The organism is Chitinophaga sp. 30R24, from assembly GCF_049056765.1.
In the GTDB taxonomy this organism is placed as follows: domain Bacteria; phylum Bacteroidota; class Bacteroidia; order Chitinophagales; family Chitinophagaceae; genus Chitinophaga.
Window position 1 is genome coordinate 21826 of record NZ_JBJGXX010000003.1, and the last position, 25455, is coordinate 47280.

A 25455-nucleotide genomic window follows, 5' to 3' on the forward strand; every position below is an offset into this window, starting at 1 on the left:
CATGGATAAAAATCGTGTATACGTCTTTGATACTACCCTGCGCGACGGTGAACAAGTGCCAGGCTGCCAGCTGACTACTGTAGAAAAAATTGAAATTGCTAAAAAACTGGAAGCGTTAGGCGTAGACATCATCGAGGCCGGCTTCCCTATTTCCAGCCCTGGCGATTTCCAGAGCGTAGTGGAAATTTCTAAAGCGGTAACGGAGCCTGTGATCTGTGCCCTCACCCGTGCCAACACTAAAGATATTGATGCGGCAGCCGACGCGCTGCGTTTCGCAAAACGTGGCCGTATCCACACCGGTATTGGCGCTTCCGATATGCACATCAAGTATAAATTCAACAGCACCCGTGAAGAGATCCTCGAACGTGCGGTAGCGGCAGTGAAGTATGCCCGTAAGTTTACCGATGATGTGGAATTTTATGCAGAAGATGCAGGCCGTGCCGACAACGAATACCTGGCCCGCATGATTGAAGCCGTTATTGCTGCCGGCGCTACTACTGTCAATATCCCCGATACCAACGGCTACTGCCTGCCCGATCAATACGGTGCAAAAATTAAATACCTGGTAGATCACGTCGCTAATATCGATAATGCTATCATCTCTGTACATTGCCATAACGATCTCGGGTTGGCTACCGCCAATACTGTTGCAGGTATCATTAATGGCGCCCGTCAGGTAGAATGCACGATTAACGGCATCGGTGAACGCGCTGGTAATACCTCCCTGGAAGAAGTGGCCATGATCCTTAAAACGCACCATGCGCTGGGCTATCATACCAACATCAACTCCAAAGGTATCTATGAGATCAGTAACCTGGTAGAAAGTATGATGCACATGCCTGTACAGCCTAACAAGGCGATTGTAGGCCGCAATGCTTTCGCGCACAGCTCCGGTATCCACCAGGATGGAGTGCTCAAACACCGCGAAAATTATGAGATCCTGAATCCGGAAGATGTGGGCATTAATTCCAACGCAATTATCCTCACTGCCCGTAGCGGACGCCATGCACTGAAACATCACCTGCAGCGTTTGGGCTATAACCTGGAAAAGGTAAATGTGGATGAAGTATACCAACGCTTCCTGCTGATGGCGGATTCCAAAAAAGAAATCAACGATGCCGACCTGCTGGAACTGATGGGCGACGGTGATGCGCAAACTTACAGTGATAACGCTATCAAAGTAATGTTGTTGCAGGTAGTTTGCGGCGATCCTTTACGCCCGATGGCTACTGTAAAACTCCGTATCAATGGAATAGAAAGAGAAGCCAGTGCTGCAGGGAATGGCCCTGTAAACGCTACTATCAACGCTATCCATGGTATTATCAAGGATATTATAGAACTGGATGAATTTAATATCCAGTCTATGCGCGGAGGTAGCGAAGATGTGAGTAAAGTAAATATGCGCGTAAAACACAACGGGCAATCTTACTACGGATTTGGTATCTCTACCGATATTGTAAATGCTTCTGTGCATGCTTACGTAGATGCCCTGAATAAAATTTATTAATAAAAGGTAACGAACAAACACCATTTATTTTTTCTTGCCTGGGAAAAACAAGAAAAAATGAATGGTGTAACTTTTATTTTAATGTTTCGTTCTACAGGGGAATAATTATCTTCCCTCATGAGAACGATGCTGATGGCGGTAGTGCTGTTATTATTAGCTGCTGCCTGTAAAAAGAATAACGTAGACTGTTCACAATACAATATAGAACCTATTACTGATGTCCGGTATATGGGTACTTCCAATACGGGTATCCGCGGACAAGATGCCGCCTTCTTTGATGTAAGTTGTACATTCCAAAATACCTGTTCTACTATCTATCAATTTATACCTATCATCCACGGGCGGTCTATTATAGTGAAAGCCGGAGCGCTGTACCGGCCTTGCGCTAACTGTACAACGCTTAACACGCCGCAAACCCGTACTTTTTCTTTTGTTCCGCCAGCCGGCGGTGCCTGGTATATTACTTGGGAGGGCTTGCCCAACCGGGTAGATACTATTTACATTCCTTAAAAGGAGATGTCCATCAACGGGTATTTCTTATAATCCGGCAAGTAATAATGCCACCACTCTGTGGTACTTTCTTTAAAGCCATGGGCCTTCATGGTATCGCGCAGTAATTTGCGGTTAGCTGTTACCGTAGGATCGGCTGGTAAATAGTTTTGGTGGGCTTTGTAGGTAAAATCATCGAAATCGGTGGGCATGGTGACAGGCTTGCCTGTTTGGAGGTTTACCATGCTAAGGTCTACTGCCACGCCCCGGTTATGCCCCGAACCTTTACGGGGATCTGCGGCATACAGGTCGTTGGGCACTATTTTAAACATGGCTTCCGTAACATGATAGGGACGGTAGGCATCGTAGATCAGTAAGCCATATCCTTTTTGCCGGAGTGCATCCTGAACGGCTTTTAGTGCCCTGGCCGCCGGCAGGCGCAGATAAATATCCGTTTTTGTATACAACTGTTGTTTAGTAAAATTGTTAGCAGTGGCATAGCGCACATCTTTCCTGATGCCAGGTATGTATTGTTCCAGGTTGACCAGCCGCTGGTTACTATCGGCTTTTACCAGTTGCTGGTATTGCTCCTGGGTAGTAAGTACCCGTAACCCGTATTGATTAGTTGGAATTGTTTGGGCGGCCACCTGGGCGGTAAAAAGCCCTGATAGAGTGGCGATGAGTAATATTTTCATATGCTGGTTATTCAGTAAAAAAGGTCAGAAATTTCTGTAATTATTGAACTTTACGAAAATAAGGCAAGAAAGTATAAAATACAGTGAAAATACAATTGTAATCGCCTGATTTAAATAGGTATTTTAGAACCCTTAAAAAATTTTACTGATGGAACTGTTCAGATTAGATCATAAAGTGGCAGTTATCACTGGCGGTGGTAGCGGAATAGGACAGGCAATAGCAAAAACATTCGGTGCGCAGGGTGCACAGGTACATATTGTGGAGCTGAATGAAGAAGGAGGCCGTACTACTGCAGAAGAGATTGTGGCTGCCGGTGGCCAGGCAACCGTGCATGCCTGCAATGTGGCCGACCAGGCTGCCGTGATACAGGTAATGGACAGCATCGTGAAAACAGCCGGCAAACTGGATATTTTGGTGAACTGCGCTGGCATTGCACATGTAGGAAAGTTGGAGAATACTGCTGAACAGGACTTCGACCGGGTATACCAGGTAAATGTGAAAGGTACTTATAACTGTATGTATGCCGTTATCAAGCAAATGAAAGCGCAGGGCGGTGGTGTTATTCTCAATATCGCTTCCATTGCTTCCAGCGTAGGCATACCAGACCGGTTGGCCTACTCCATGAGCAAAGGCGCCGTGCTCACCATGACCTTATCTGTTGCCAAAGATTACCTGGATGCCAATATCCGCTGCAATTGTGTGTCTCCAGCCAGGGTACATACCCCGTTTGTAGATGGTTTTATTGCTAAGAACTATCCCGGTAAGGAAGCCGAAATGTTTGAGAAACTGAGCAAAACGCAGCCTATAGGCCGTATGGCAAAACCGGTGGAAGTAGGTAACCTGGCATTATTCCTCTGCTCTGATGAAGCCGGATTTATTACCGGCTCTGATTATCCGATTGACGGCGGTTTTATCCGGCTCAATAATTAATAATTAATGTAATGAATGTTTCAAAGTGCATGATTACGTGTATCTTTCGGGTCATTCATTAATTCTTTATTTATATCATGCAACATTTTAGAATAGGGCTGGCCATTGCCATCGCCGTATTATCTGCTTGTAATTCAGGAAAATCACCTGCTAATGGTAATGCCGCAGATGCCGCTACAACAGTAACACCTGCTACGCCTGCAGGCACCGTGTCTGTAACCATTGCCGGCAAAGAAAAAGATACCCAACGGATTACTATCCAGGTGCAGATGAAAGAGCTGAAAAAAGAAAAAACGTTTGAACAAACCACGTTGAAAGAAGTTTCAGATGCAGACCTCTACAAAGTATTGTGGGACGCGCCCACCAGCTGCTATATCGGGGTGTTAAAAGCGAACCACCAGCCACGTTATTACCACGCCTCCGTAAACGGTAACGACCTGAAAATATTATGGGCTGCTTCGCCGCCAGAGCGTATCTGGCAATACATGGAAAACACGATGGGATTGGGTAAAGTATCCGCTAATGACGGCATGCTGCAGGAATATAAGAAGAACTTCCAGTCCGGACAGATCATCGCAGATTTTATTGTAACAATCAAACCGGATAGTCAGCCGGATGATGTGGTCTTATATGTAGAATATGGCGGGGCGAGAAAAACGATGACCATCCCTGTTCCGGCCGGTAGCAAAGCCGTGATCCAGCCAACAGGACAAGACGATCATGTGTTTTTCTCTTTTATAAAAGATGATAAAGCAGAACCAGTAATAGATCTGTTGGTAGAAAACGGCCGTTTGCAGGTTAAAACATTAAAAGAAATCAAGTAAGACTAATAAAAATAATATTGAGATGAAACTGATCAGGTTTGGTTTACCAGGAGAAGAGAAGCCAGGTGTTGTAACGGCAGCAGGTATGTTTGATGTTAGCGCATTTGGAGAAGACTTTGGCGAGCATTTTTTTGAAACCGATGGATTGTCGCGTTTATCCACATGGTTTGCTGCCAATGCCGGCGCTTGTCCACAGGTGCCTGCAGGTACCCGTTTAGGGTCGCCTATCCAGCGTCCTTCTAAAATTATCTGCATTGGTCTTAATTACGCCGACCATGCCAGGGAAACCAATGCGGCTATTCCGGCAGAACCGATCGTATTTTTCAAAAGTACTAGCGCTCTGGTAGGCCCCAACGACGACCTGATTATTCCACGCAATAGCGAGAAAACAGACTGGGAAGTGGAGCTGGCAGTTGTGATCGGTAAAAAAGCCTCCTATATAGAAGAAAAAGACGCACTGGATTATGTAGCAGGGTACTGTTTGCATAATGATTATAGCGAAAGAGCCTTCCAGATAGAAAGAGGAGGGCAATGGGTAAAGGGGAAAAGCTGCGATACATTTGCGCCTTTAGGCCCATGGTTGGCTACCAAAGATGAAATTGCCGATGTGAACAACTTGCGTTTATGGCTTACCGTTAATGGAAAAACGATGCAGGATGGTAACACTTCCAACTTCATTTTTAATGTACCTTTTGTAGTGGCTTACCTGAGCCAGTTTATGACGTTGCTCCCAGGAGATGTGATCTCAACAGGTACGCCGGCAGGAGTGGGACTAGGTATGAATCCGCAGGTATACCTCAAACCGGGCGACGTGATAGAACTGGGCATCGATGGCCTGGGTACTTCCAAACAAACTGCAGTAGCCTATAAATAAGTATTATGAAAAGATACTGTTTGGCATTGGACCTGGTAGATGATCCGCAACTGATCAGCGAATACGAAGCTTATCACCGTAACGTATCCGACGAGATTAAAAAAAGTATCACTGACAGTGGTATTACAGCAATGGATATATACCGCGCCGGCAATCGTTTGTTCATGACGATGGAAGTGGAGGATACCTTTTCTTTTGAACGGAAAAATGCTATGGATACTGTAAATCCCGCTGTACAGGCCTGGGAGCAGTTGATGTGGAAATACCAGCAGGCATTACCGGTAGCAAAGGAAGGGGAGAAGTGGGTGATTATGGACCAGATATTTACTTTGTAAGCTTTAAAGCGAAGCTGGCCGTCAGGCTGGCTTCGCATCCAACAATAATATGGTTATCGACGCACATCAACACTTCTGGCAATATCATCCCGTTAGGGATGCCTGGATAGATGAATCTATGGAGGTAATCCGCCGTGATTTTTTACCGGAGCATCTGGCGCCGGTGCTGGAAAGCAATGGTGTTCATGGCTGTGTGGCGGTACAGGCGGATCAGTCGCCTGGTGAAACGGCCTTTTTATTGTTGCTGGCTGCCGCACACGATACGCTGATTAAAGGTGTGGTAGGTTGGGTAAACTTACAGGCGGATGATATAGAAGCGCAGTTGGCGCAATATGCTGTGCATCCAAAGTTGAAAGGTTTCCGGCATATTGTGCAGGGAGAGCCGGACAACCGCTTTATTTTAGGCGAACATTTTTGCAGGGGTATCAGGGCTTTATCGAAGTATAACTTCACCTATGATATACTCGTATATCCGAAACAGTTACCTGCCGTAGAAGAATTTGTACAACGTTTTCCACACCAGCCCCTGGTTATTGACCACCTGGGCAAACCGGATATCCGTAATGGCAGGCTGGAGCCATGGGCAACACATATACGCCGTATTGCGAGGTCGCCTAATGTGTATTGTAAGCTGAGCGGCCTTGTAACAGAGGCTAACTGGCAACAGTGGGAGCCTGCTCATTTTAAACCTTTCCTGGAAGTGGCATTGGAAGCCTTTGGGCCACACCGTTTACTTTTTGGCTCAGATTGGCCGGTATGTTTGCTGGCAGCAGAATATCAGAAGGTAAAGCAGCTTATCAGCGATTTCATCAGCACGTTATCAACGTCAGAACAATATCAGATAATGGGAGGCAATGCCCTTTCATTTTATCATCTATAAACAAACCAACAGCATAACCATGGATTTAGGATTACAGGAGAAAGTGATCATCGTTACCGGTGGCGCCAAAGGCATTGGGGAGGCCATTGCTAAACTGATAGCAGCGGAAGGCGGTATAGCAGTAGTAGCCGGCAGAAATGCCACCGATAACGAAAAAACGGTAAACGAGATCATCGCCGCAGGCGGCAAAGCATTACCTGTTACCGCAGAGCTAAGCAAAGTGGAAGACTGTAAAAAAGTGATTGCTGATACCGTAGCCGCATATGGTAAAATAGACGGTCTGGTAAACAATGCAGGCGCCAACGACGGCGTAGGCCTCGAAAATGGCAGCCCTGAAAGGTTTATGCAGTCGCTCCAGAATAACTTATCCCACTATTACAACCTGGCACATTTTGCGTTACCCTACCTGAAAGCTGCCAAAGGAAATATTGTGAACATTGGTTCCAAAGTAGCTACCACCGGGCAAGGTAATACCAGCGGTTATGCTGCAGCCAAAGGCGCTATTAATGCGCTCACACGCGAATGGGCGGTAGAAATGCTGCCTTATTCTATCCGTATCAATACCGTTATCCCCGCAGAAGTATGGACGCCACTGTACGAAACATGGATCAACTCATTGCCTGATCCTAAAGAGAAATTGGCCTCCATCACTGCAAACATCCCTTATGAAAAAAGAATGACTACTTCAGCGGAAATTGCCAATACTACGGTGTTCCTGTTGTCGCCTCGTTCTTCCCATACCACCGGACAGATTTTATATGTAGATGGCGGTTACACGCATCTCGACAGATCCATCAGCTAAGGAATAGAGCCAACAAATATTCACCTGAAAAATTAAATTCTTCGTTATGGCAGGAGGCGCAGTAAGTAATTCCACCTATATCAGTAGTACCAACACTGAAACCAAAAACAGCAGTTACCTGTTCCCGTTTATTTTAGTAACCAGTTTGTTTTTTTTATGGGCATTGATCCATAATCTGAGCCCTGTTTTAATTCCACATCTGAAAAAAGCTTGTCAGTTAACAGACTTGCAATCTTCACTGATTGATTCGGCGGTATTTGCTGCTTATTTCCTGATGGCCTTACCCGCAGGTGCGGTGATGCGCCGGTTTGGATATAAAACGGGTATTATTTTCGGATTATGCTTATATGCTCTGGGGGCTTTTCTTTTTATTCCTGCTGCTAATAGCCGTGAGTATGTCTTTTTTCTGGGTGCATTATTCGTTATTGCAACGGGGCTTACCTTTTTAGAGACGGCAGCCAATCCCTATGTTACGGTTTTGGGCAGCCCCCAAACAGCTACTACCCGTCTTAATCTGGCCCAATCCTTTAACGGGGTAGGTGCTGTATTAGGGCCTGTGATCGGGGCCAGATTTATTCTTTCCGGAAAAGAACTTACTAAAGCCCAGCTGGATGCTATGTCGCCAGTACAATTACAACAATATCTTAGCACGGAAGCTGGAACAGTAAAAATTCCTTATCTCGTTATTGGGTTGGTTGTTTTACTGGTAGCCGTACTTTTTGTTTTTACTAAAATGCCGGATGTACAGGAAACTACCGATGAAGCTATAGACACCAGTAAAAGCAGTGGCAGCATCTTCCGGCACAAGCACCTGATTGCGGCGATAGTAACCCAGTTTTTTTATATTGGCGCACAGGTAGGTGTAAATGCTTTCTTTATCCGTTTTGCTAAATTTTCTGCTGGCGTTCCGGAGAAAGAGGCGGCAAATCTGTTAGGTTGGGTAGCTGGCCTTGGTTTTATGACCGGCCGTTTTTTTGGTACTTTTCTGATGAGTAAAGTTAAACCGCAGCTTTTACTAACACTCTATGGCTTGATCAATGTGGTACTTATTCTTACCGCCATGCTCTGTAAAGGTACGATAGCCATAGGTGCTGTGTTGATGGTGCCTTTCTTTATGTCTATTATGTTCCCTACTATATTTTCGCTGGGTTTACGCGGACTGGGCAAAGACACAAAATTTGGATCTTCCCTGTTGGTAATGTCTATTGTTGGTGGGGCTATCTGTCCTCCTTTGATGGGATTGATTTCAGATGCTTCCAATATTCAGATGGCGTATATCGTGCCGCTGTTTTGTTTCGCGGTAGTAGTATGGTTTGGTACTAAAGGTTATAAACTGGATGCTGCAGCATCGCATTAAATTATCACTTACCTAATCCGCAAAATCATTGTAACTTCCTGCTATAAAAGAGGATACCATGGTTTTGCGGATTTTTATTTCCTATGCTTGCTGGTTCCTGCTGGTAAATACCTTATTAGCGCGGGCTGCCGGTAACACCAGCCGGCAGGCGGCCACCATGCAGTTACCGCCTGCTTCTTCCCTGCAGCTCGCCATTACGCACGTAGTGGGGGCGCAACCACTGGTCAGGAACCAGGTTACTTATACCAATCCTTCGGGAGAATATTTTACGATTACCCGTTTCCGTTATTTTCTCAGTAATTTTTCACTGGAAAACGTGCAAGGCTATACGGTTACATTACCTGCCGCATATTTCCTGGTAGATGATGCTATCGATACTTCCAAGGTGATCCATTTATTTGGTTTGCCGGCCGGGCAATATAAAAGCATCCGTTTTTTGATAGGGGTAGACAGTGTCCGTAATGTAAGCGGGGCTCAGCCAGGCGCGTTGGCCGTGGAATCGGGCATGTTCTGGACCTGGAACAGTGGCTACATTATGGCGCAACTAGAAGGACATTCGTTTGCCATAACCTCTCCCACGCAGGAATTCCTCTTTCATATAGGTGGCTATAGGCAGGTTAACGGTGTATTGAAATATGTGACCCTGCCTTTTTCCCAGCCGGTAACTGTTGCCCCGGAAAAAGAGCCCCGGATACAGCTGGTTGCTGATGTAAGTAAATGGTTTTTGCCCGATACTGTTAGCTTTAAGCAAATAGCCGTTATTATGGCGCCTGGCGCCAATGCCCGTAAAGTAGCAGGCAATTATCAACATATGTTCACCATCAGTAAGAGCTATAATTGATCAATCATATTTTCATTTATCATATATGCGTAAGGGTTACTATATCGCTGGTGTTTTCTGTTTGTTGCTGGTGTTGGTACAGGCGGCGGGCCGTAAGCAGCAGCAAGGTGGCCCGGAGCCCCTGGTGCTACAATTACCGGCAGGTTTCCCCAGGCCGGTATATGATTTTTCCCGTAATCCGCTGACTAAACAAGGGGTGGCCCTGGGCCGGTATATGTTTTATGATTTCCGGTTGTCGAGAGACAGTACCGTTTCCTGTGGATTCTGCCACCAGCAGTTCGCAGCGTTTGGCCATTTCGATCATGCGTTGGCGCATGGGGTAGGCGGACAACAAGGCAGCCGTTCGGTACCGGTACTGTTTAACATGATCTGGCAAAAAACATTTATGTGGGATGGGGGGGTGAATAACCTGGACATACAGCCGCTTACCCCGCTTACAGATCATAACGAAATGGCGGCAGACCTGAAAGCGCTGCTACAGAAAATGCAGTCGGATGCTGCTTACCGTGAGCGGTTTAAAGCAGCTTTTGGCTCAGAAGAAGTAACCAGCGAACGCATGTTTAAAGCATTTGCCCAATTTATGGCTACGATGGTATCTGCCCGTTCTAAATATGACAGTGTAATGCAACATGTGCCTGGCGTGAGTTTTACGCCGGAGGAAAAAGCAGGATACAGTATTTTCCGGGAGAAATGCGCCGCCTGCCATAAAGAACCGTTGTTCACCGATTTGTCTTACCGCAGCAATGGTTTGCCTTATTTGCCCGCACTGAATGATGTGGGACGGATGAAGATCACCGGTAATACAGATGATAACCTGCGTTTTAAAGTGCCTTCATTGAGGAATGTGCTGAAGAGCTCACCCTATATGCACGACGGGCGTTTTTTTGATATATTCCAGGTATTTGATTTTTATGATCATGGGGTAGTAACAACACCTACCACAGATCCGTTGATAGGGAGAGGGATTGCTTTGGCTGCTGCTGAAAAGCGGCAATTATATTTCTTTCTGAATACCTTAACAGACCCTACTTTTCTGAAAGATACCACATTGAGCGAGATATTGATCAATTGATATATTCCTGCCCCGCAGTGTATGCGGGGCAGGAATACAAAGAAAGGTCAGGCCTGTTTTTTCCAGCAACCGGGCATATGATCATCTACCATACCTACCGCCTGCATATAGGCGTAACAGATAGTTGAACCCACAAATTTAAACCCACGTTTCAGCAGGTCTTTACTCATGGCATCTGATATAGGTGTTTTAGCAGGTACTTGCCCCATATCTTTATAATGGTTGATAATAGGTTGGTGCTGTACGAAAGACCAGATATACCGGTCAAAGCTGCCAAACTCTTTTTGCACGGCCAGAAATGCTTTGGCATTGGTGATCGTTGCATTTATTTTGAGTCGGTTGCGGATAATGCCTGGGTTTTGCATCAGTTGCGCTACTTTCTCTTCACTGTATTGAGCAATCTTTTTGGCGTTCCAGTTATCAAAAGCCTTGCGGTAATTTTCCCGTTTGGTGAGTACTGTATACCAGCTTAATCCCGCTTGTGCGCCTTCCAGACACAACATTTCAAAGAGATGTTGATCGTCGTGGTTAGGCGTGCCCCATTCATTGTCGTGATAATCTTGGTACAGCTTGTCTTTGTTGCTCCAAGCGCACCTTACCTTTTCTACAGTTCCCATTCTGTGATCGTTTGGTTTACCTGTGCAATATACGTTTCCAGATCGGTAGCTGTTTGATGAATAAAGCTATTGTCTTCCAGTTTACCTATTACGGCATTCATTTCTTTTTCACTTTCATATGTTTGGAGGCGGAACGGATTTTTATAATCCTTTTCACGGGAGCGTTTTATCTGTGCCGTGATCCATTCCAAGGTCACGATAGATTCTTGTAGCCATTGTGCCAGCAATTCGGGCGTAAAGTTTTTGAGTGTTATTTCTTTGATTTCGAGTAGAGAAGCTACGGCATGCTGAAGTTTGTCTGTTGCATATTCGTTGCCTATTTCTTCATAAGCAGCGTGTAGTTGCGGCCATCCGCTGATTTTATTCTTTTTGATCTTCGTTTTGAGATTGGCTACCGTTTCGGCTTTCATCAGTTGTCCCCCAATGTTAAGCCAGTCGCCGCGTTTGGCAGTTTTTACAGCAGCTTGCAGGGCCAGGAAAGAAGGCTTGGCAGCTGCCAGTATATTTTTAATGCCATAAAATACTATCATCTCCTGGAATAGCGGATATGCTTTATGTACTTTCAGGAGTTGTACTTCGCGGGAGCTGTTTTCAAAGCCATTTACCAGGATGGTGAGCTTTGCTACTTCTTCCGGATTATTTTTCAGCAGCTCTTTCCCTTTTTTACGTATATCCTTATCCGTTAGTTCTTTTTTAGGTGTATTATCAGGCAGGGCGTACCAGGCTTTTCCGGTAGCCGTTTCCATAATAGTTAGTGCCTGGAACATTTCTTCGATGGAGTCGGGCGCCAGGTAATCGTATTCGATGTGTTGCACTTTCTCTGTGCGTTTATCGCGGTCTACATATTTCCAGGAATTCCGGGCAATGGCATACATGTTATACAGGAACCAGTAGCCTGGCATTATTTTCAGGCGGTTGTCGTGTTCATCATTTACCACGAGGCTGAACGGAATGGGTATATTCAGTTCAGACATGTAGTTGCCTTTGGAGATCAGGGTGAAAGTAGCGAAGCTGGAATTATGTTTCAGGCTTACGCAGAGGCCTGGCCAGAATCCTCTGCCGGCGATCATTTCGCCATCAGCCCCGCGGGAGTTGTGGTTAGAACCAATGGTAGCTCCGGCTGCCATATTGCTTTGCCCCATAATGAGCGCTGCGCAAAGGAAGGAGTTATTATGGTGTTGTTCATGCGCCGGGAAGATGAGGGAGTTCAGCACTTCACAGCAGGAGATGGTTGCATTGTTACCCAGGTACGAGTTAATTAACCGGGCGCCATATTTCAGCTGTGAATGGGAGGCCATCACGAAGCGTACTGCTTTTACGCCATAGAATACACGGCAACCGTAACCGATCACTCCGTTTACCAGTTCGCAGCCTTCCCCGATCTGGGAGGAAGCTTCGCTGTTGCTGTTGATGGTGAGGTTTTTTAGTTTATTGGCGCCTTTCAGGTAAGCATCGGTACCAATGGTAACATCCTTTATCATTTTACAGTTTTTGATTACAGTACGGTCGCCTACCATGCCATAGTAGCCGCGTTTTTTATCGAACTGTTTTTCTGTAAAAGTTTTGAATTGTTGTTGCAATTGGTCATCATCCCGGTAGCGGGTCCAGAGGTAAGCATCTCCGGGCAGCATGCCGTCAAAAGGCATTACGCTTCTGCCGCCATTTTCGTTACAAAGTTCCATCCAGATGCGGCTGTTTTCATTTTCGCCTTCTTTCAGGACGCCATTACCGAATTTGGCATAGTCGGTAGTCGCCATTTCATTTACGTTGGCCACAATCACTTCGTTACCGAGTATATAGTGGGAAAGATAATTCACATTGTGTACAACCACATTATCCCCAAAATCGCAAGCGCAGATAGTACTGTTGTAAAGGCCTACCGGCATCCGCAAGTTATGGAATTCCAGGTAGTAGGGTTCCAGTTTGCCGATACGTACCATACCAAAGAAATGGCAGTGTTGTACCAGTTGCGGGTTAAATTCGTTAGAGACAAAAATAATATTCCAGTCATCAGAAGTGTTATCATTGCGTACCAACGCTTCTATTTCATAGGCTGTGAGCCGGCGATACTGATCCTGCCGGCTCCATTGTTCATTGCGGAGATAGTATTCATCTTTGCCTTTTGGTAACGTGGTTTCAATAAAGTTATAGCCCAGTTCGGACAGGGGCTTTTTTTGGATCTTATTCATGGAATGCTCATTTAACGGAGCTAACAACCGATAGCTTTTGGCAGCTAATGAATTATTTAAGTGATTAGCAGCCAAAAGCCAGCGCTGAAAGCTACTATTCTACGGTCACGGATTTTGCGAGGTTCCTGGGTTTATCTACATCCAGGCCTTTTAATACACCTATATGGTAAGCGAGTAATTGTAAAGGAATAACAGAAATAATAGGTGCTACCATTTCATCAGCGGCAGGCACAAAAATAACATCATCCGCCATCGGAGGAATGGTGGTATCGCCTTCAGTTACTATGGCGATTACTTTACCTTTACGGGCTTTGATTTCCTGGATATTGGATACTACTTTTTCGTAGTAACTGTCTTTGGTGGCAACGATCACTACCGGGAGATGTTCGTCTACCAGCGCAATGGGCCCATGCTTCATTTCAGCGGCAGGGTATCCTTCTGCGTGTATATATGAGATCTCTTTCAGTTTCAGGGCGCCTTCCAAGGCTACGGGGAAATTATATCCGCGGCCGAGGTAGAGAAAGTCGCGGGCATCTTTGTATTTACCGGCTATTTGTGTGATCTGGTCATCCAGTTTCAGTGCGGTAGCCACTTTTTCCGGGATCTGGTCCAGTTCGTCCAGCAGGTGTTGGAAACGTTGCTGGGAGATGGTGCCCTTATCTGCTGCCAGTTTCAGGCCTACCAGGCAAAGCACCGCCAACTGGGCAGTGAAAGCTTTGGTGCTGGCTACGCCAATTTCCGGACCGGCATGGGTATATGCGCCGGCATGCGATAAGCGGGCAATAGAAGAGCCTACTACATTACATACGCCAAGTATAATGGCGCCTTTTTCTTTGGCGCTTTCTATGGCTACGAGGGTATCAGCAGTTTCTCCAGACTGGGATACGGCGATGATCACATCTCCTTCTCCAACTACCGGGTTGCGGTAACGGAACTCAGAGGCATATTCCACTTCCACCGGAATACGGCATAATTCTTCGATCATATACTCCGCTATGAGTCCTGCATGCCAGGAGGTACCACAGGCCACAATAATAATGCGTTTGGCATTGCTCAATACTTCTGCATATTCGCGCATGCCACCCATGGTGAGTGTACCTTTTTTAGCATCCAAACGGCCACGTAAACTGTCGAAGATGGTTTGCGGTTGCTCAAATATTTCTTTCAACATGAAGTGGTTATAGCCTCCTTTTTCAATGGCGGCCAGTTCTATGTCGAGTTTTTGTATGTAAGGCGTTTGCCTTTCGTTGGAAATATTTTTGAGGATTAGCTCATCGGCCTTAATGATGGCTATTTCATAGTCATTTACATATACTACTTCTTTAGTATACTCAACGATTGGGGACGCATCAGATGCCAGGAAATGTTCTCCCTTGCCTACGCCAATTACAAGAGGGCTGCCTTTGCGGGCTGCGATCAGGGTATCCGGGTTATCTTCATCTATTAGTACAATCACATAAGCGCCTACCACTCTTTTCAGGGCAATACGCAATGCTTCTTCCAAGGAACAGTTATTTTGTTTCTTTATCTCCTCAATGAAATGAAGTAATACTTCCGTATCGGTGTCGCTTTGAAAAACATGGCCTTGTTTGATCAGTTCCTGTTTCAGCTGCACATAGTTTTCAATGATGCCATTATGGATCATAGCCAGTTTCCCATCCTGGGATAAGTGAGGATGCGCATTACGGTCGCTAGGCTCTCCGTGGGTGGCCCAGCGGGTATGCCCAATGGCAACGTGGCTGCGCATATCTTTGCCGGCTACGAATTCTTCCAGCGCTGCTACTTTGTCTTTCCTTTTGTATACATGCAGCCCGCCATTGATAATTGCTACGCCGGCGCTGTCATATCCACGGTATTCCAGTCGTTTAAGGCCTTTTAATACTACCGGGTAGGCTTCTCTCTGCCCGATATAAGCTACTATTCCACACATAAGGTTTTTGGATTTGTGCTAAGGTTTATCATTGCAATATCGCATTAATTGTTAAAATCACATCAGGAAATGTGAATATTGTTTAAGTAAAAGATATGGTCAGTGTTGCATTCTACAATAGTCCTAAAGTAAAATGAAAAGGGAATACGGAAAAGATTTTAGTGAAGTATTAAGATAACTTAACATTCACTACATCGTTCACCGTATTCCCTTTTGTCTTTTATTTCACTGCTTCTCTACTTCACATGTTATCCTTCTGGCGAAGCTGGCTAAATAAAAAATATTAAAATCTCTTATCGTTTTAAAAGCGTGCTTTCGAACAACAAAAGTATTCTTTTATATTCATCTGTCCAGCTACTGGGGGTAGTAAATCCGTGATCTTCTACCGGATATACTGCTAATTCCCAGTTATTTTTTCCCAGTTCTATTAAACGTTGTGTTAAACGAACAATATCCTGGAAATGTACATTGGTATCTACCATTCCATGGCACATCAGCAACTTACCTTTCAGGCCATCGGCATAGTAGATGGGAGAGGAACGGTGATAAGCAATACTGTCTGTAAACGGCTCATTTAAGATGTTGCTGGTATAACCATGGTTATAGTGCGCCCAGTCTGTTACAGCACGTAAAGCCGCACCGGCCGCAAATACGCCTGGTTTGGTAAACATCCCCATTAAAGTCATAAAGCCACCATAGCTTCCGCCATAGATACCGATACGTTGCGCGTCCACCTGCAATTTTTCTGCCAGATATTTTGCACCGTCTACTTCATCGTCGAGGTCTTTCCCGCCCATGTAACGGTAAATGCCGGTGCGCCAGTTGCGGCCATAGCCCGCACTGCCTCGGTAATCCATATCCAATACGGTAAAACCTTTGTCGGTGAGCAGGTTATGGAACATATATTCGCGGAAATAAGAACTCCACCATTTATGTGCATTTTGCAGGTAACCGGCGCCATGTACAAAGATAACGGCTGCACCATTGTTTTTTGCCGGATCGGGTGTGTACAAACGGGCGTACACGGGCTGCTGGTCGCGTGCCATAAACGTAATCACCTGCGGATCGCGCCACTGGTAGGATTTGAATTCGTTGGATTGTGCCAGGTTTGTTACCTGTACCGCTTTAGTGTCAGGCGTACAAGGTTGGAGGTACAGTTCCCAGGGTTTGTTGGAGTAGGAATAACGGAAAGCGATCCAATTGCCATCGGGCGATAAGCTTACTTCGTTAGCACCTGCCAGGGTAGTGATCCTTTCAGCTTTACCCCCCAGTATATTTAAGCGGTAAAACTGTTTTTCTCCCGGATGTATTTCATTGGTGGTAAGGTAAAAATATTTTTTATCGGGAGATAATTGCGCTTCCTGCACTTCATAATTGCCGCTGGTGAGAGGTGTCACCTGTCCATTGTTTATATTGGCCGTGTAAAGATGCGAATAACCGCTGGCTTCCGACTGGAACCAGCAGGTGTTTTCGTTTACCCAACCAATATTGCTGCCGCCCATGCTCCAGCCTATACCCGGACCGGAGATCCAGGCTTCGTCGCGCTGGTGGTTCACGAGCTTCAGGGTGCCAGTAGCCGGATCTAGCAACATGATCCACCGGTCTTTGTTATCTTGTGAACGTACATCTACGATGGCATGCGTACCTTCGTCCGACCAATAGGGACCGTTAACAATAACTTGCCTTACTGCCGGCGTATCTTTTTTCGTATAGTCTTTTACGTAATCGGGCTGGTCCTTAATGCCTGGTAGGTCAGTTGTTTTAATAGGCAACACGGTGTCTTGTATCCGATCGTATACAAAGCTGGCAAAGGTTCCTTCCGGCGCTCCCACTTTTTCCCGGGAAGGGATATCGGTGGTATACCCGGAGGCTGTAACAAATTCCGGTACAATGGTATGATGGGCATCTGCCGGCGCGGTAAACAGGGTATAGGTAATAAAACGCCCGTCCGGGCTGATTTGCACATTGGACAGTTTTTTATCCTGCAGGTATAATTTGCGGAGCATTTTAGGCGTATGTGCTTTATTAAAGGCTGCCGCGGCATCCTTCCTGTTTTTTTTGTCCTTCAGAACATCCATCAGCTCCAGTTGTTGGGTGCGGAGATATTTTTCTTCCGCGTTGCCGCTTTGCGCTTCATTTTTTTCTGTTGGCTTGCTGCCTGCTTCGAAATTGGTGAGTTGGCTGATCAGGCCTGAGGTTTTATCCCAGGCGTAGAGGTCGCGGTTTTGCTGGAATACCACTTGTTGCTCTCCGAAGCTGAATACAGGGTGCTGTGCGGCAGTAGTGGTATTGGTAATGCGGGTGGTTTTCCCGGTTTTTACTTGCAGCAAATAAATATCCCCCTGGTAGCTGTAGGTGAGCAAGCTCCGGTTGCGGTTATAAGCGCCGTTGGCTTTGGCGGTAATCAGCGCTCTTTCCTCTGGTGCTGTTTTGCGGGGAGAAGTGTTTTTAATGTCGGCATAGTAGAGGGAATCGCTCAGTTGTTGATCTGGGTTCCAGCTGAAATATACGGTCCTGTTGTCTTCCCCCCAGAATATATTATCCGGGGAAGTGCCTATCCACTTGGGATCACGCATAATTTTTTCTACAGTAAGTGGCGTTACCTGCTGTGCGTGGAGGCGATGGGCAGATAAAAAAATAATGGCGGGGATTACCCATTTTCTCATAGCGGTTCATTATTTTGTTGGGGAATAAATGTAATGGTTTAATCATAAATCGCCGTAACTTTTGGACAGGCGTATCGAAATGCCTGTCTTTAATCTGTATCATGCGTATATTATCAATATTATTGTTCCTGTTTTGTGTGGTGGCCTGCAAGCCTAAGCCTCCGGTTGTACGGGAACCGGTACCCGTATCGGATGATACTACTTTTCTTACAGGCACCTTTTATATTGTGCGGCATGCAGAAAGCCTGCCTGGAGCAGATACTTTGCTTACTGCCGAGGGCCGGCAAAGGGTGGGCGCCTTGTACCGGTTATTGAAAGATTCGGGTATCAATAAGATTTATATTACTCCAGACCGGCAAACCATTGCCACGGCCGATAGCTTGCGTATCCGCTTACATCTTGATACCTGTTTCTATCATATAGATACTACCGGGGAATCTTTTATTTACCAGGTAACCCGGCATGAAGACTGGGGGAAACATATCCTGGTGGTAGCCCACACCCATACTATCCTGCCTATTTTGCGCAGCTTGAAAGGGCAATTGCCTGCTAATAGCGGATTTGAAGCAGATCAGTTACTGATAGTAAGGAAATATACGGGAGGAACAACTGTTACTGAAGTTTGTTATTAGCATTTAGCAATAATGACGGAGATGGAATTTGTTTAAAAAAATTCCATCTCCGTCATTATTAACTAGTAGCTGTCATCATAGCAATATGCCCTTCATGAGGGTATATGCTACGGTAAAGTATATCAGCAAACCGGTAACATCTACCAGCGTAGCTACAAAGGGAGCAGAGGAGGTAGCGGGGTCTGCTCCGCATCTTTTCAACAGGAGAGGTAGCATAGAGCCGGAGAGGGTACCCCAGAGCACAACGCCGATGAGTGAAATACCTACGGTAGCGCCAATTAGTACGGTATGGTCGCCATAAGTATGGAAGAGGGTATTCCAGAGCAGGATACGTATAAAACCTATAGCGCCTAATACACCACCCAGTAAAAGTCCGGAAATGATTTCCCTGCGCATTACACGCCACCAATCGCCCACGGTGATCTCTCCCAATGCCATGGCCTGAATAATAAGGGTAGATGCCTGTGAACCACTGTTACCACCACTGGAAATAATGAGGGGTACAAAAAGGGCGAGCACTACGGCTTTGGCAATTTCATCTTCAAAAACCCCCATTGCAGTAGCAGTCAGCATTTCTCCAATAAATAATACCACCAGCCAACCTACACGTTTTTGCACCAGTTTCAGCAGGGGCATGTCGAGATAGGGTTCGTCCAGGGCTTCGGTACCACCTATTTTTTGGATATCTTCTGTATGTTCTTCATTGGCAATCCATAACATATCGTCGATGGTAACGATACCGAGCAGGATGCCCTGGTCGTCTACTACTGGCAATGCCACTCGGTTTTCCATCCGGAATACCTGTATGGCTTCTTCCTGGTCGTCGTTGGCATGCAGTGATACAAAGCGGTCGTCCATCAGGGTATGCACCACGGTATCTGGAGATACCAGCAGGAATTCCCGGATACGGAAATCATCCAGCAGGTATCCTTTTTCATCGATAACATATATTACATCGATCGTTTCACTGTCTTTACCGTGTTCCCGGATATAATCCAATACTTCTTTTACGGTCCATTGTTCCCTGACGGCAATATAATCAGGGGTCATGATACGACCTACGCTGTTTTCCTTGTAGCCGAGAAGGGAGAGGGTGATCCTCCGTTCTTCGGGGTCCAGGAGCTTAATCAGCTCTTTTACGGCTTCGCTGGGAAGTTCTTCCAGGAAGGCCGTACGGTCGTCGGCAGGTAGCTCGTTCAGTAGCTCTGCTATTTTCGCAGGCGATAAACTTCTGATCACATCTTCCTGCACGGGAAAATCCAGAATACGAAAAGCCGCTGCCGCTCTGCTGATCGACAGATTATTAATGATTACACCGGCATCTTCGGGGACTTCGTGAATCAGTTCGGCGATATCCGTTATCAACTGGTCGTCCAGATAGACTGACAGTTCGCGGTAATTCTTTTCCTCTGCCAGTGTCTGGAATTTTTCCAGTAATGCTTCATTTTCCATGTACAATTGCCTCTATCTGCGAAATTAAGTTAAAATAGCACGCTGCCGGGACAGTCGTTATAATAATTCTGATACATGCAGACGGATATTGCTGCAAATGCCGTCCAGTGGCAGATCATTGGCATCTCTGCCAAATGGATCTTCAATTTCCTCTGCGATGAGCTCCAGGCTAGCCAATACAAAAAATATAAAGACAACCATGGGGATGATCAGATAGCCCAAACTGAACACATAACCAAAGGGCATGCTCATCACATAAAAAAATACAAATTTCTTAATAAACACACTGTAGGAAAAGGGGATCGGGGTATTTTTAATCCGCTCGCAGGCGCCGCATACTTCTGTAAACGACTGTAGTTCGTTGTTCAATACAATCAACTGGTCGCCGCTCAGTTGCCCTTCCCGGTGCAATTCCATGGTTTTGCTCATCAATTGTTGCGCCAGTTGGTTCGGTACATGCTTGCTAATGTCTATTGGTGCCTGGGTTATTCCAGGTATCACTTCCATTTCTTCGTGCTGATAAGTGTTGCGTAAATGGTTTTTTAGGCCAAAAGCATAATTAGGGATCATCACTTTGAAAAATTGCAAGGCAGCCTCGTTGTGCGGTAACATGGCCTGAAGCTTAATGGCTAGGTTGCGGCTGCTATTCACTAATGTACCCCATTGCCTGCGGCCTTCCCACCAGCGGTCGTAGGCGGTATTGGTGCGGAACACGAGTAACAGGGAGATCACAAAACCCAAAAGCCCGTGCATCAAGGAGATGTTTTTGATCTCACTGTTAACGGGTAGCTTCCATACTTCCAGTTCCAGCCAGGCCACAATGCCGGCGTAGATGGAAAGTGCAATAAACATAGGGAACAGCTTCCGCACCGTATCAGCTTTGTGTATACGGAAAATAAACGTAAACCATTCTTTTGGGTTGTAATTGATCATGTATATAGATAATTGAACGGCAAAAAAAATATTTTTCGGGCCGCAAACCTAAATTTTTTAAACATGATTTTGATAACTTCTTGCTTTAACTTTATTTTACGTCTTCTTTTATTTTGAAATTGCGCTATGATAAAGCCATACTTGTACATTGATAAGTCTAAAGGCAGAGGCAGGGGAGTCTTTACCAAAGAGAAAATCCCGGCCGGTACCAGGATAGAAACTTCCCCCGTACTCGTTCTCTCTTTCGACGATACTGAAATTGTGGACCAAACAAAACTCCATAATTATATCTTTCTCTGGGGCGCAAAAGAAACCCGTTCCTGCGTAGCGCTTGGCTACTGCTCTATCTATAACCACGATTACGACCCGAATTGCGAGTATGAAATGGATTTTGAGCTGGAAACCATGAGCATTATTACCCGCCGGGATATCAAAAAAGGAGAAGAGCTCCTCATTAACTACAATGGCGAAGTAACCGATACCTCACCGCTTTGGTTTGATATAAAAAAGAGACAGAGCCAGAAGTAATCAGTAATACGAATTATAAGACCACACTGGTGTTATAATTCGTATTTCTTTTGTATTATTGTATAAGTACTTATATAATTAATATATAAGCGCTTATATAAATTGATCATCAAACAGTTATTTGTACCGTGTCATTCTACCCATCACTAGGTTATCTCGTATTTGGCAGCCGCTTACGCCGGCTAAGTGAATACTTCCTCATGGAAGTGAATAAAGTGTACGAGCAACAAGGCATTGCTTTTGACGCCAGTTGGTTCCCGGTATTTTATTTGTTATCTGCGCAACAGCCCATGCCGATGATCGATATTGCCGATCAGCTGGAAATTTCCCACTCGGCAGTGAGCCAGATGGTGACTAATCTCAAAAAGAAAGGATTACTGAAAACCACTCCTTGCCAGGAAGATGGCCGACGTCAACTGGTAGCATTCTCTCCTAAAGGAGAAGAATTGCTGCAACAGGTACAACCCATCTGGCAGGCAATCACCAATGCCATGGACCACCTGGTAATGGAAAACAAACAGAGTCAACAGGTGCTAACGGCCATTGCCCAGATTGAACAGTCGGTGCAGCAACAGCCTCTATCTGCAAGAATCAAACAACAACTTTAGCATACACCAAGAACAAATCATATATATCCGCAAAAAATCAACTGATCATGAGTATAATTTTTAAATATGGCATAGACCAGCTCACTGTAACCACCGCCATCAATATTGCGGCTGGCCGGGTGAAAGGTGTGCTGGTGCCGGAAGTGATCACCCGCGTACAAACCAGTTCCGGGTACGTACAAACTATTGTGGCGCATCATACTACGGTATATGGCATTAATACCGGTTTCGGACCGCTCTGTGATACCAAAATTTCTGAAGAAGATACCCGCACCCTGCAATACAATATTTTGCAAAGCCATAGTGTGGGCGTAGGGGAGAACATCCCGGAAGAAATTGCCCGTCTTATGTTGATCACCAAGGTACATGCGCTGGCGCAGGGATATTCCGGCGTAGCCCTTTCTACCCTCGAAAGGATTATCTGGCACATTGATCACCAGGTAACCCCGCTGGTGCCTGAAAAAGGCTCTGTTGGCGCTTCCGGCGATCTGGCGCCCTTGGCGCATTTGTTCCTGCCACTGATCGGATTAGGGAAGGTATGGTACAAAGGTGAACAAGTAGCTACTGCCAGCATGATGCAACAGGAAGGGATTGAGCCTGTGGTACTTGGCCCGAAAGAAGGATTAGCCCTGATCAATGGTACCCAATTTATTCTTTCTTTTGCTGTGAAAGCCGTGCAACGGCTGTACAATGTGCTGGAAGCAGCCGATATTGTAGGCGCATTGTCGCTCGAAGGACTGATGGGTACTGCCAAGCCTTTTGATCCCCGTTTACATGCTATCCGGCCATTTGCAGGCAACCAGCTGGTGGCACACCGCCTTAAAACATTGCTGGACCACTCAGAGATCATGTCATCGCATGTAGACTGTGGCCGGGTGCAAGATCCTTATTCCCTGCGTTGCATGCCACAGGTGCACGGCGCTTCCCGCACTGCCTGGCTGCACCTGCTGGAGCTTACTACGATAGAACTTAATGCTGTTACCGATAATCCTATTATTTTCAGCGCCACCGATACAATCAGCGGGGGGAACTTCCATGGTCAGCCGATGGCGCTGCCCCTGGACTATGCTACCATCGCCGCCGCCGAATTGGGTAATATCTCCGACAGGCGTTGTTATATGATGATCGAAGGCAGATATGGCCTGCCTAAATTACTGATTCAGAATGCCGGTCTTAATTCCGGTTTCATGATCCCTCAATATACTACTGCCGCCCTGGTAACAGAAAACAAAACCCTTTGTTTTCCAGCCAGCGCCGACAGCGTGCCAACTTCCCTGGGCCAGGAAGACCATGTGTCTATGGGTTCTATCAGTGGACGTAAGCTCAACCAGGTGATCAGCAATGTAGAATATATCCTGGCAATAGAACTGCTGTATGCCGCACAGGCAGTAGATTTCCGTCGTCCGCTTAAATCCGGGCCGGTACTCGAAGCCGTGCACCAATACACCCGGGAGAAAGTGACCTTCGCCGACAAAGATCGTATCTTTGCCAACGACATCGCCGCCCTCCATCAGATCATCCAGGACCAATCACTCGTACAGGTAGCCAATGCCGCTGCCGACCAATATCAACTTAACTTAAACGGATTATACAATGACCAGTTCGGACTTTATTAAAACTTACGCTGCCCACCCGCATTATACAGCACCCCGCGGCGCTACACTGCATGCCCAATCCTGGCAAACAGAAGCCCCTCTGCGTATGTTGCTGAATAATCTCGATGCTGCTGTAGCAGAGAACCCAGATGAATTGGTGGTATATGGTGGCATTGGGCAAGCTGCCCGTAACCGTGAAGCCTTGCAGAAAATTATTGAGCTGCTGCTGGAACTGGATGAAAACCATTCTTTGCTGGTGCAATCCGGTAAACCAGTGGGCATTGTGCGTACCCATCCCCAGGCGCCCCGCGTGATGCTGGCCAACAGCAACCTGGTGCCTAAATGGGCTACCTGGGAGCACTTTAATGAACTACGTGCAAAAGGATTGATGATGTACGGACAGATGACCGCCGGCAGCTGGATTTATATCGGTACTCAAGGTATCCTTCAAGGTACCTATGAAACCTTTATGGAATGTGGCCGCCAGCATTTTAATGGAAACCTTAGCGGTAAACTGCTGGTTACCGCGGGTATTGGCGGTATGGGTGGCGCTCAGCCACTCGCTGCTACTATGGCCGGTGCGGTGTTTATTGGTGCAGACATTGACCCTACCCGTATTCAGAAAAGACTGGATACCCGCTATATAGACCGGATGACTTATTCCTACGAAGAAGCCCTAGCCTGGGCAAAAGAGGCACAGGCCAAAGGTGAGGCATTGTCTATCGGATTAGTGAGTGATGCCGGCGATATGTTGGAAAAGATGTTGAAAGACAATGTTATCCCAGATATCCTCACCGATCAAACTTCCGCTCATGATCCGCTAAACGGGTATGTGCCCAATGGCTTGACGCTGGAAGCTGCTCTGGAGTTACGTAAAGTCGATCCTGACGCTTACCGGGATCGCTCCCTGAAAAGTATGGCCCGTCACGTAGGCTTTATGTTGCAACTACAGGAGCGGGGCGCCGTAACCTTCGACTATGGCAACAACCTGCGTGAATTTGCCCGTCAGGGTGGGGAACAGCATGCCTTTAATTTCCCCGGTTTTACGCCTGCGTATATACGTCCACTCTTCTGCGAGGGGAAAGGGCCTTTCCGTTGGGTAGCCCTTTCCGGAGATCCGGAAGATATTTATACTACCGACGAAGCGTTGATAGCGGCTTTTCCGGAAAACACCCATCTGATCAACTGGTTGCGCCAGGCCCGTGAGAAAATAGCCTTCCAGGGATTGCCTGCGCGTATTTGCTGGCTGGGACTAGGTGAAAGGGAAAAGGCCGGTTTAATATTTAATGAGCTGGTGCGTACCGGAAAGGTAAAAGCGCCGATTGTAATTGGCCGTGATCACCTGGACTGTGGTTCCGTAGCTTCCCCTAACCGGGAAACAGAGGCGATGAAAGATGGCTCCGATGCGGTGAGCGATTGGCCTTTATTGAATCTGATGGCTAATACCGGCGGCGGCGCTACCTGGGTGTCTTTTCACCATGGCGGTGGCGTAGGAATGGGTTATTCACAACATGCTGGTATGGTAGTATTGGCAGATGGCACCGACCGCGCTGCAGCATGCTTACGCCGCGTGTTATTCAACGATCCGGCCCTGGGCATTTTCCGTCATGCGGATGCTGGCTATGAAAAAGCGCAGGAATGGGGAAAGAAATTTGATATCAATATCTATTGATCCGGAACGGGGGCCATTTATAGCGG

General features: G+C 46.4%; 23 protein-coding genes. 16 read left to right on the forward strand and 7 right to left on the reverse strand.

Going from position 1 to position 25455, the window contains the following annotated elements; all coding sequences use genetic code 11:
• Position 1: 1 nt before the first annotated feature.
• Positions 2-1507, forward strand: a complete 1506-nt coding sequence (locus ACDQ55_RS10375) for a 2-isopropylmalate synthase (protein WP_420981315.1) — start codon at positions 2-4, stop codon at positions 1505-1507.
• Positions 1508-1624: 117 nt separating this feature from the next.
• Positions 1625-2017, forward strand: a complete 393-nt coding sequence (locus ACDQ55_RS10380; RefSeq protein ID WP_420981316.1) for a hypothetical protein — start codon at positions 1625-1627, stop codon at positions 2015-2017.
• Here ACDQ55_RS10380 and ACDQ55_RS10385 read toward each other — a convergent pair.
• Positions 2014-2691, reverse strand: coding sequence for a M15 family metallopeptidase (locus ACDQ55_RS10385; RefSeq protein ID WP_420981317.1), 678 nt, complete (start codon positions 2689-2691; stop codon positions 2014-2016). The genes ACDQ55_RS10380 and ACDQ55_RS10385 overlap by 4 nt on opposite strands.
• A 148-nt stretch (positions 2692-2839) precedes the next feature.
• Between ACDQ55_RS10385 and ACDQ55_RS10390 the strand changes: the two genes are divergently transcribed.
• The 9 genes from ACDQ55_RS10390 to ACDQ55_RS10430 all read left to right on the forward strand — a co-directional run bounded on the left by ACDQ55_RS10390 (position 2840) and on the right by ACDQ55_RS10430 (position 10607).
• Entirely contained in the window at positions 2840-3622 is a 783-nt protein-coding gene (locus tag ACDQ55_RS10390; protein WP_420981318.1) for an SDR family NAD(P)-dependent oxidoreductase, read from the forward strand.
• A gap of 77 nt (positions 3623-3699) precedes the next feature.
• Complete coding sequence (locus ACDQ55_RS10395; protein WP_420981319.1) at positions 3700-4446, forward strand: hypothetical protein; 747 nt, start codon at positions 3700-3702, stop codon at positions 4444-4446.
• Positions 4447-4468: 22 nt separating this feature from the next.
• Positions 4469-5320 (forward strand): fumarylacetoacetate hydrolase family protein, encoded by an 852-nt coding sequence (locus ACDQ55_RS10400; protein ID WP_420981320.1) that lies wholly within the window; start codon positions 4469-4471, stop codon positions 5318-5320.
• Positions 5321-5325: 5 nt separating this feature from the next.
• On the forward strand, positions 5326-5655 hold the full coding sequence (locus ACDQ55_RS10405; RefSeq protein ID WP_420981321.1) for an L-rhamnose mutarotase: 330 nt from the start codon (positions 5326-5328) through the stop codon (positions 5653-5655).
• A gap of 49 nt (positions 5656-5704) precedes the next feature.
• Positions 5705-6535: an amidohydrolase family protein gene (locus tag ACDQ55_RS10410; RefSeq protein WP_420981322.1), complete on the forward strand. Its 831-nt coding sequence runs from the start codon at positions 5705-5707 to the stop codon at positions 6533-6535.
• Between the two features lie 19 nt (positions 6536-6554).
• Positions 6555-7337 carry an SDR family oxidoreductase gene (locus ACDQ55_RS10415; RefSeq protein ID WP_420981323.1) on the forward strand — a complete coding sequence of 261 codons (783 nt, stop codon included), beginning with the start codon at positions 6555-6557 and terminating at the stop codon, positions 7335-7337.
• Between the two features lie 46 nt (positions 7338-7383).
• Complete coding sequence (gene fucP / locus ACDQ55_RS10420; protein WP_420981324.1) at positions 7384-8694, forward strand: L-fucose:H+ symporter permease; 1311 nt, start codon at positions 7384-7386, stop codon at positions 8692-8694.
• A gap of 58 nt (positions 8695-8752) precedes the next feature.
• The gene (locus tag ACDQ55_RS10425; protein WP_420981325.1) at positions 8753-9535 is read left to right on the forward strand and encodes an MbnP family protein; all 783 of its coding nucleotides are present in this window, start codon (positions 8753-8755) and stop codon (positions 9533-9535) included.
• Between the two features lie 25 nt (positions 9536-9560).
• Positions 9561-10607, forward strand: coding sequence for a cytochrome-c peroxidase (locus tag ACDQ55_RS10430; protein ID WP_420981326.1), 1047 nt, complete (start codon positions 9561-9563; stop codon positions 10605-10607).
• A gap of 47 nt (positions 10608-10654) precedes the next feature.
• Here the strand turns inward: ACDQ55_RS10430 and ACDQ55_RS10435 are convergent, their stop codons facing one another.
• From ACDQ55_RS10435 to ACDQ55_RS10450, 4 genes are all read right to left on the reverse strand, one after another.
• Positions 10655-11224, reverse strand: a complete 570-nt coding sequence (locus ACDQ55_RS10435; protein ID WP_420981327.1) for a DNA-3-methyladenine glycosylase I — start codon at positions 11222-11224, stop codon at positions 10655-10657.
• A complete protein-coding gene (locus ACDQ55_RS10440) occupies positions 11212-13413 on the reverse strand; it encodes a DUF4954 family protein (RefSeq protein WP_420981328.1) in 2202 nt (733 codons plus the stop codon). The genes ACDQ55_RS10435 and ACDQ55_RS10440 overlap by 13 nt, the downstream gene beginning before the upstream one ends.
• 94 nt (positions 13414-13507) lie before the next feature.
• On the reverse strand, positions 13508-15343 hold the full coding sequence (gene glmS, locus ACDQ55_RS10445) for a glutamine--fructose-6-phosphate transaminase (isomerizing) (protein ID WP_420981329.1): 1836 nt from the start codon (positions 15341-15343) through the stop codon (positions 13508-13510).
• Between the two features lie 293 nt (positions 15344-15636).
• Entirely contained in the window at positions 15637-18009 is a 2373-nt protein-coding gene (locus tag ACDQ55_RS10450; RefSeq protein ID WP_420981330.1) for a prolyl oligopeptidase family serine peptidase, read from the reverse strand.
• A 101-nt stretch (positions 18010-18110) separates the two neighbouring features.
• Here ACDQ55_RS10450 and ACDQ55_RS10455 point away from each other — a divergent pair, with 101 nt between their 5' ends.
• The gene (locus tag ACDQ55_RS10455) at positions 18111-18641 is read left to right on the forward strand and encodes a histidine phosphatase family protein (protein WP_420981331.1); all 531 of its coding nucleotides are present in this window, start codon (positions 18111-18113) and stop codon (positions 18639-18641) included.
• Positions 18642-18716: 75 nt separating this feature from the next.
• Here the strand turns inward: ACDQ55_RS10455 and mgtE are convergent, their stop codons facing one another.
• Both mgtE and ACDQ55_RS10465 read right to left on the reverse strand, forming a co-directional pair.
• Positions 18717-20093, reverse strand: coding sequence for a magnesium transporter (mgtE, locus tag ACDQ55_RS10460; protein ID WP_420981332.1), 1377 nt, complete (start codon positions 20091-20093; stop codon positions 18717-18719).
• A 57-nt stretch (positions 20094-20150) separates the two neighbouring features.
• On the reverse strand, positions 20151-21026 hold the full coding sequence (locus tag ACDQ55_RS10465) for a bestrophin family protein (protein ID WP_420981333.1): 876 nt from the start codon (positions 21024-21026) through the stop codon (positions 20151-20153).
• Positions 21027-21152: 126 nt separating this feature from the next.
• Between ACDQ55_RS10465 and ACDQ55_RS10470 the strand changes: the two genes are divergently transcribed.
• The 4 genes from ACDQ55_RS10470 (at position 21153) to hutU (ending at position 25429) form a co-directional block, all read left to right on the forward strand.
• Entirely contained in the window at positions 21153-21554 is a 402-nt protein-coding gene (locus ACDQ55_RS10470) for an SET domain-containing protein (RefSeq protein WP_420981334.1), read from the forward strand.
• Between the two features lie 128 nt (positions 21555-21682).
• Positions 21683-22162, forward strand: coding sequence for a MarR family winged helix-turn-helix transcriptional regulator (locus tag ACDQ55_RS10475; RefSeq protein WP_420981335.1), 480 nt, complete (start codon positions 21683-21685; stop codon positions 22160-22162).
• Positions 22163-22209: 47 nt separating this feature from the next.
• Positions 22210-23778 (forward strand): histidine ammonia-lyase, encoded by a 1569-nt coding sequence (hutH, locus tag ACDQ55_RS10480; protein WP_420981336.1) that lies wholly within the window; start codon positions 22210-22212, stop codon positions 23776-23778.
• The gene (hutU, locus tag ACDQ55_RS10485) at positions 23756-25429 is read left to right on the forward strand and encodes a urocanate hydratase (RefSeq protein WP_420981337.1); all 1674 of its coding nucleotides are present in this window, start codon (positions 23756-23758) and stop codon (positions 25427-25429) included. Before hutH ends, hutU begins: the two co-directional genes overlap by 23 nt.
• The last annotated feature ends 26 nt before the right edge of the window (positions 25430-25455 follow it).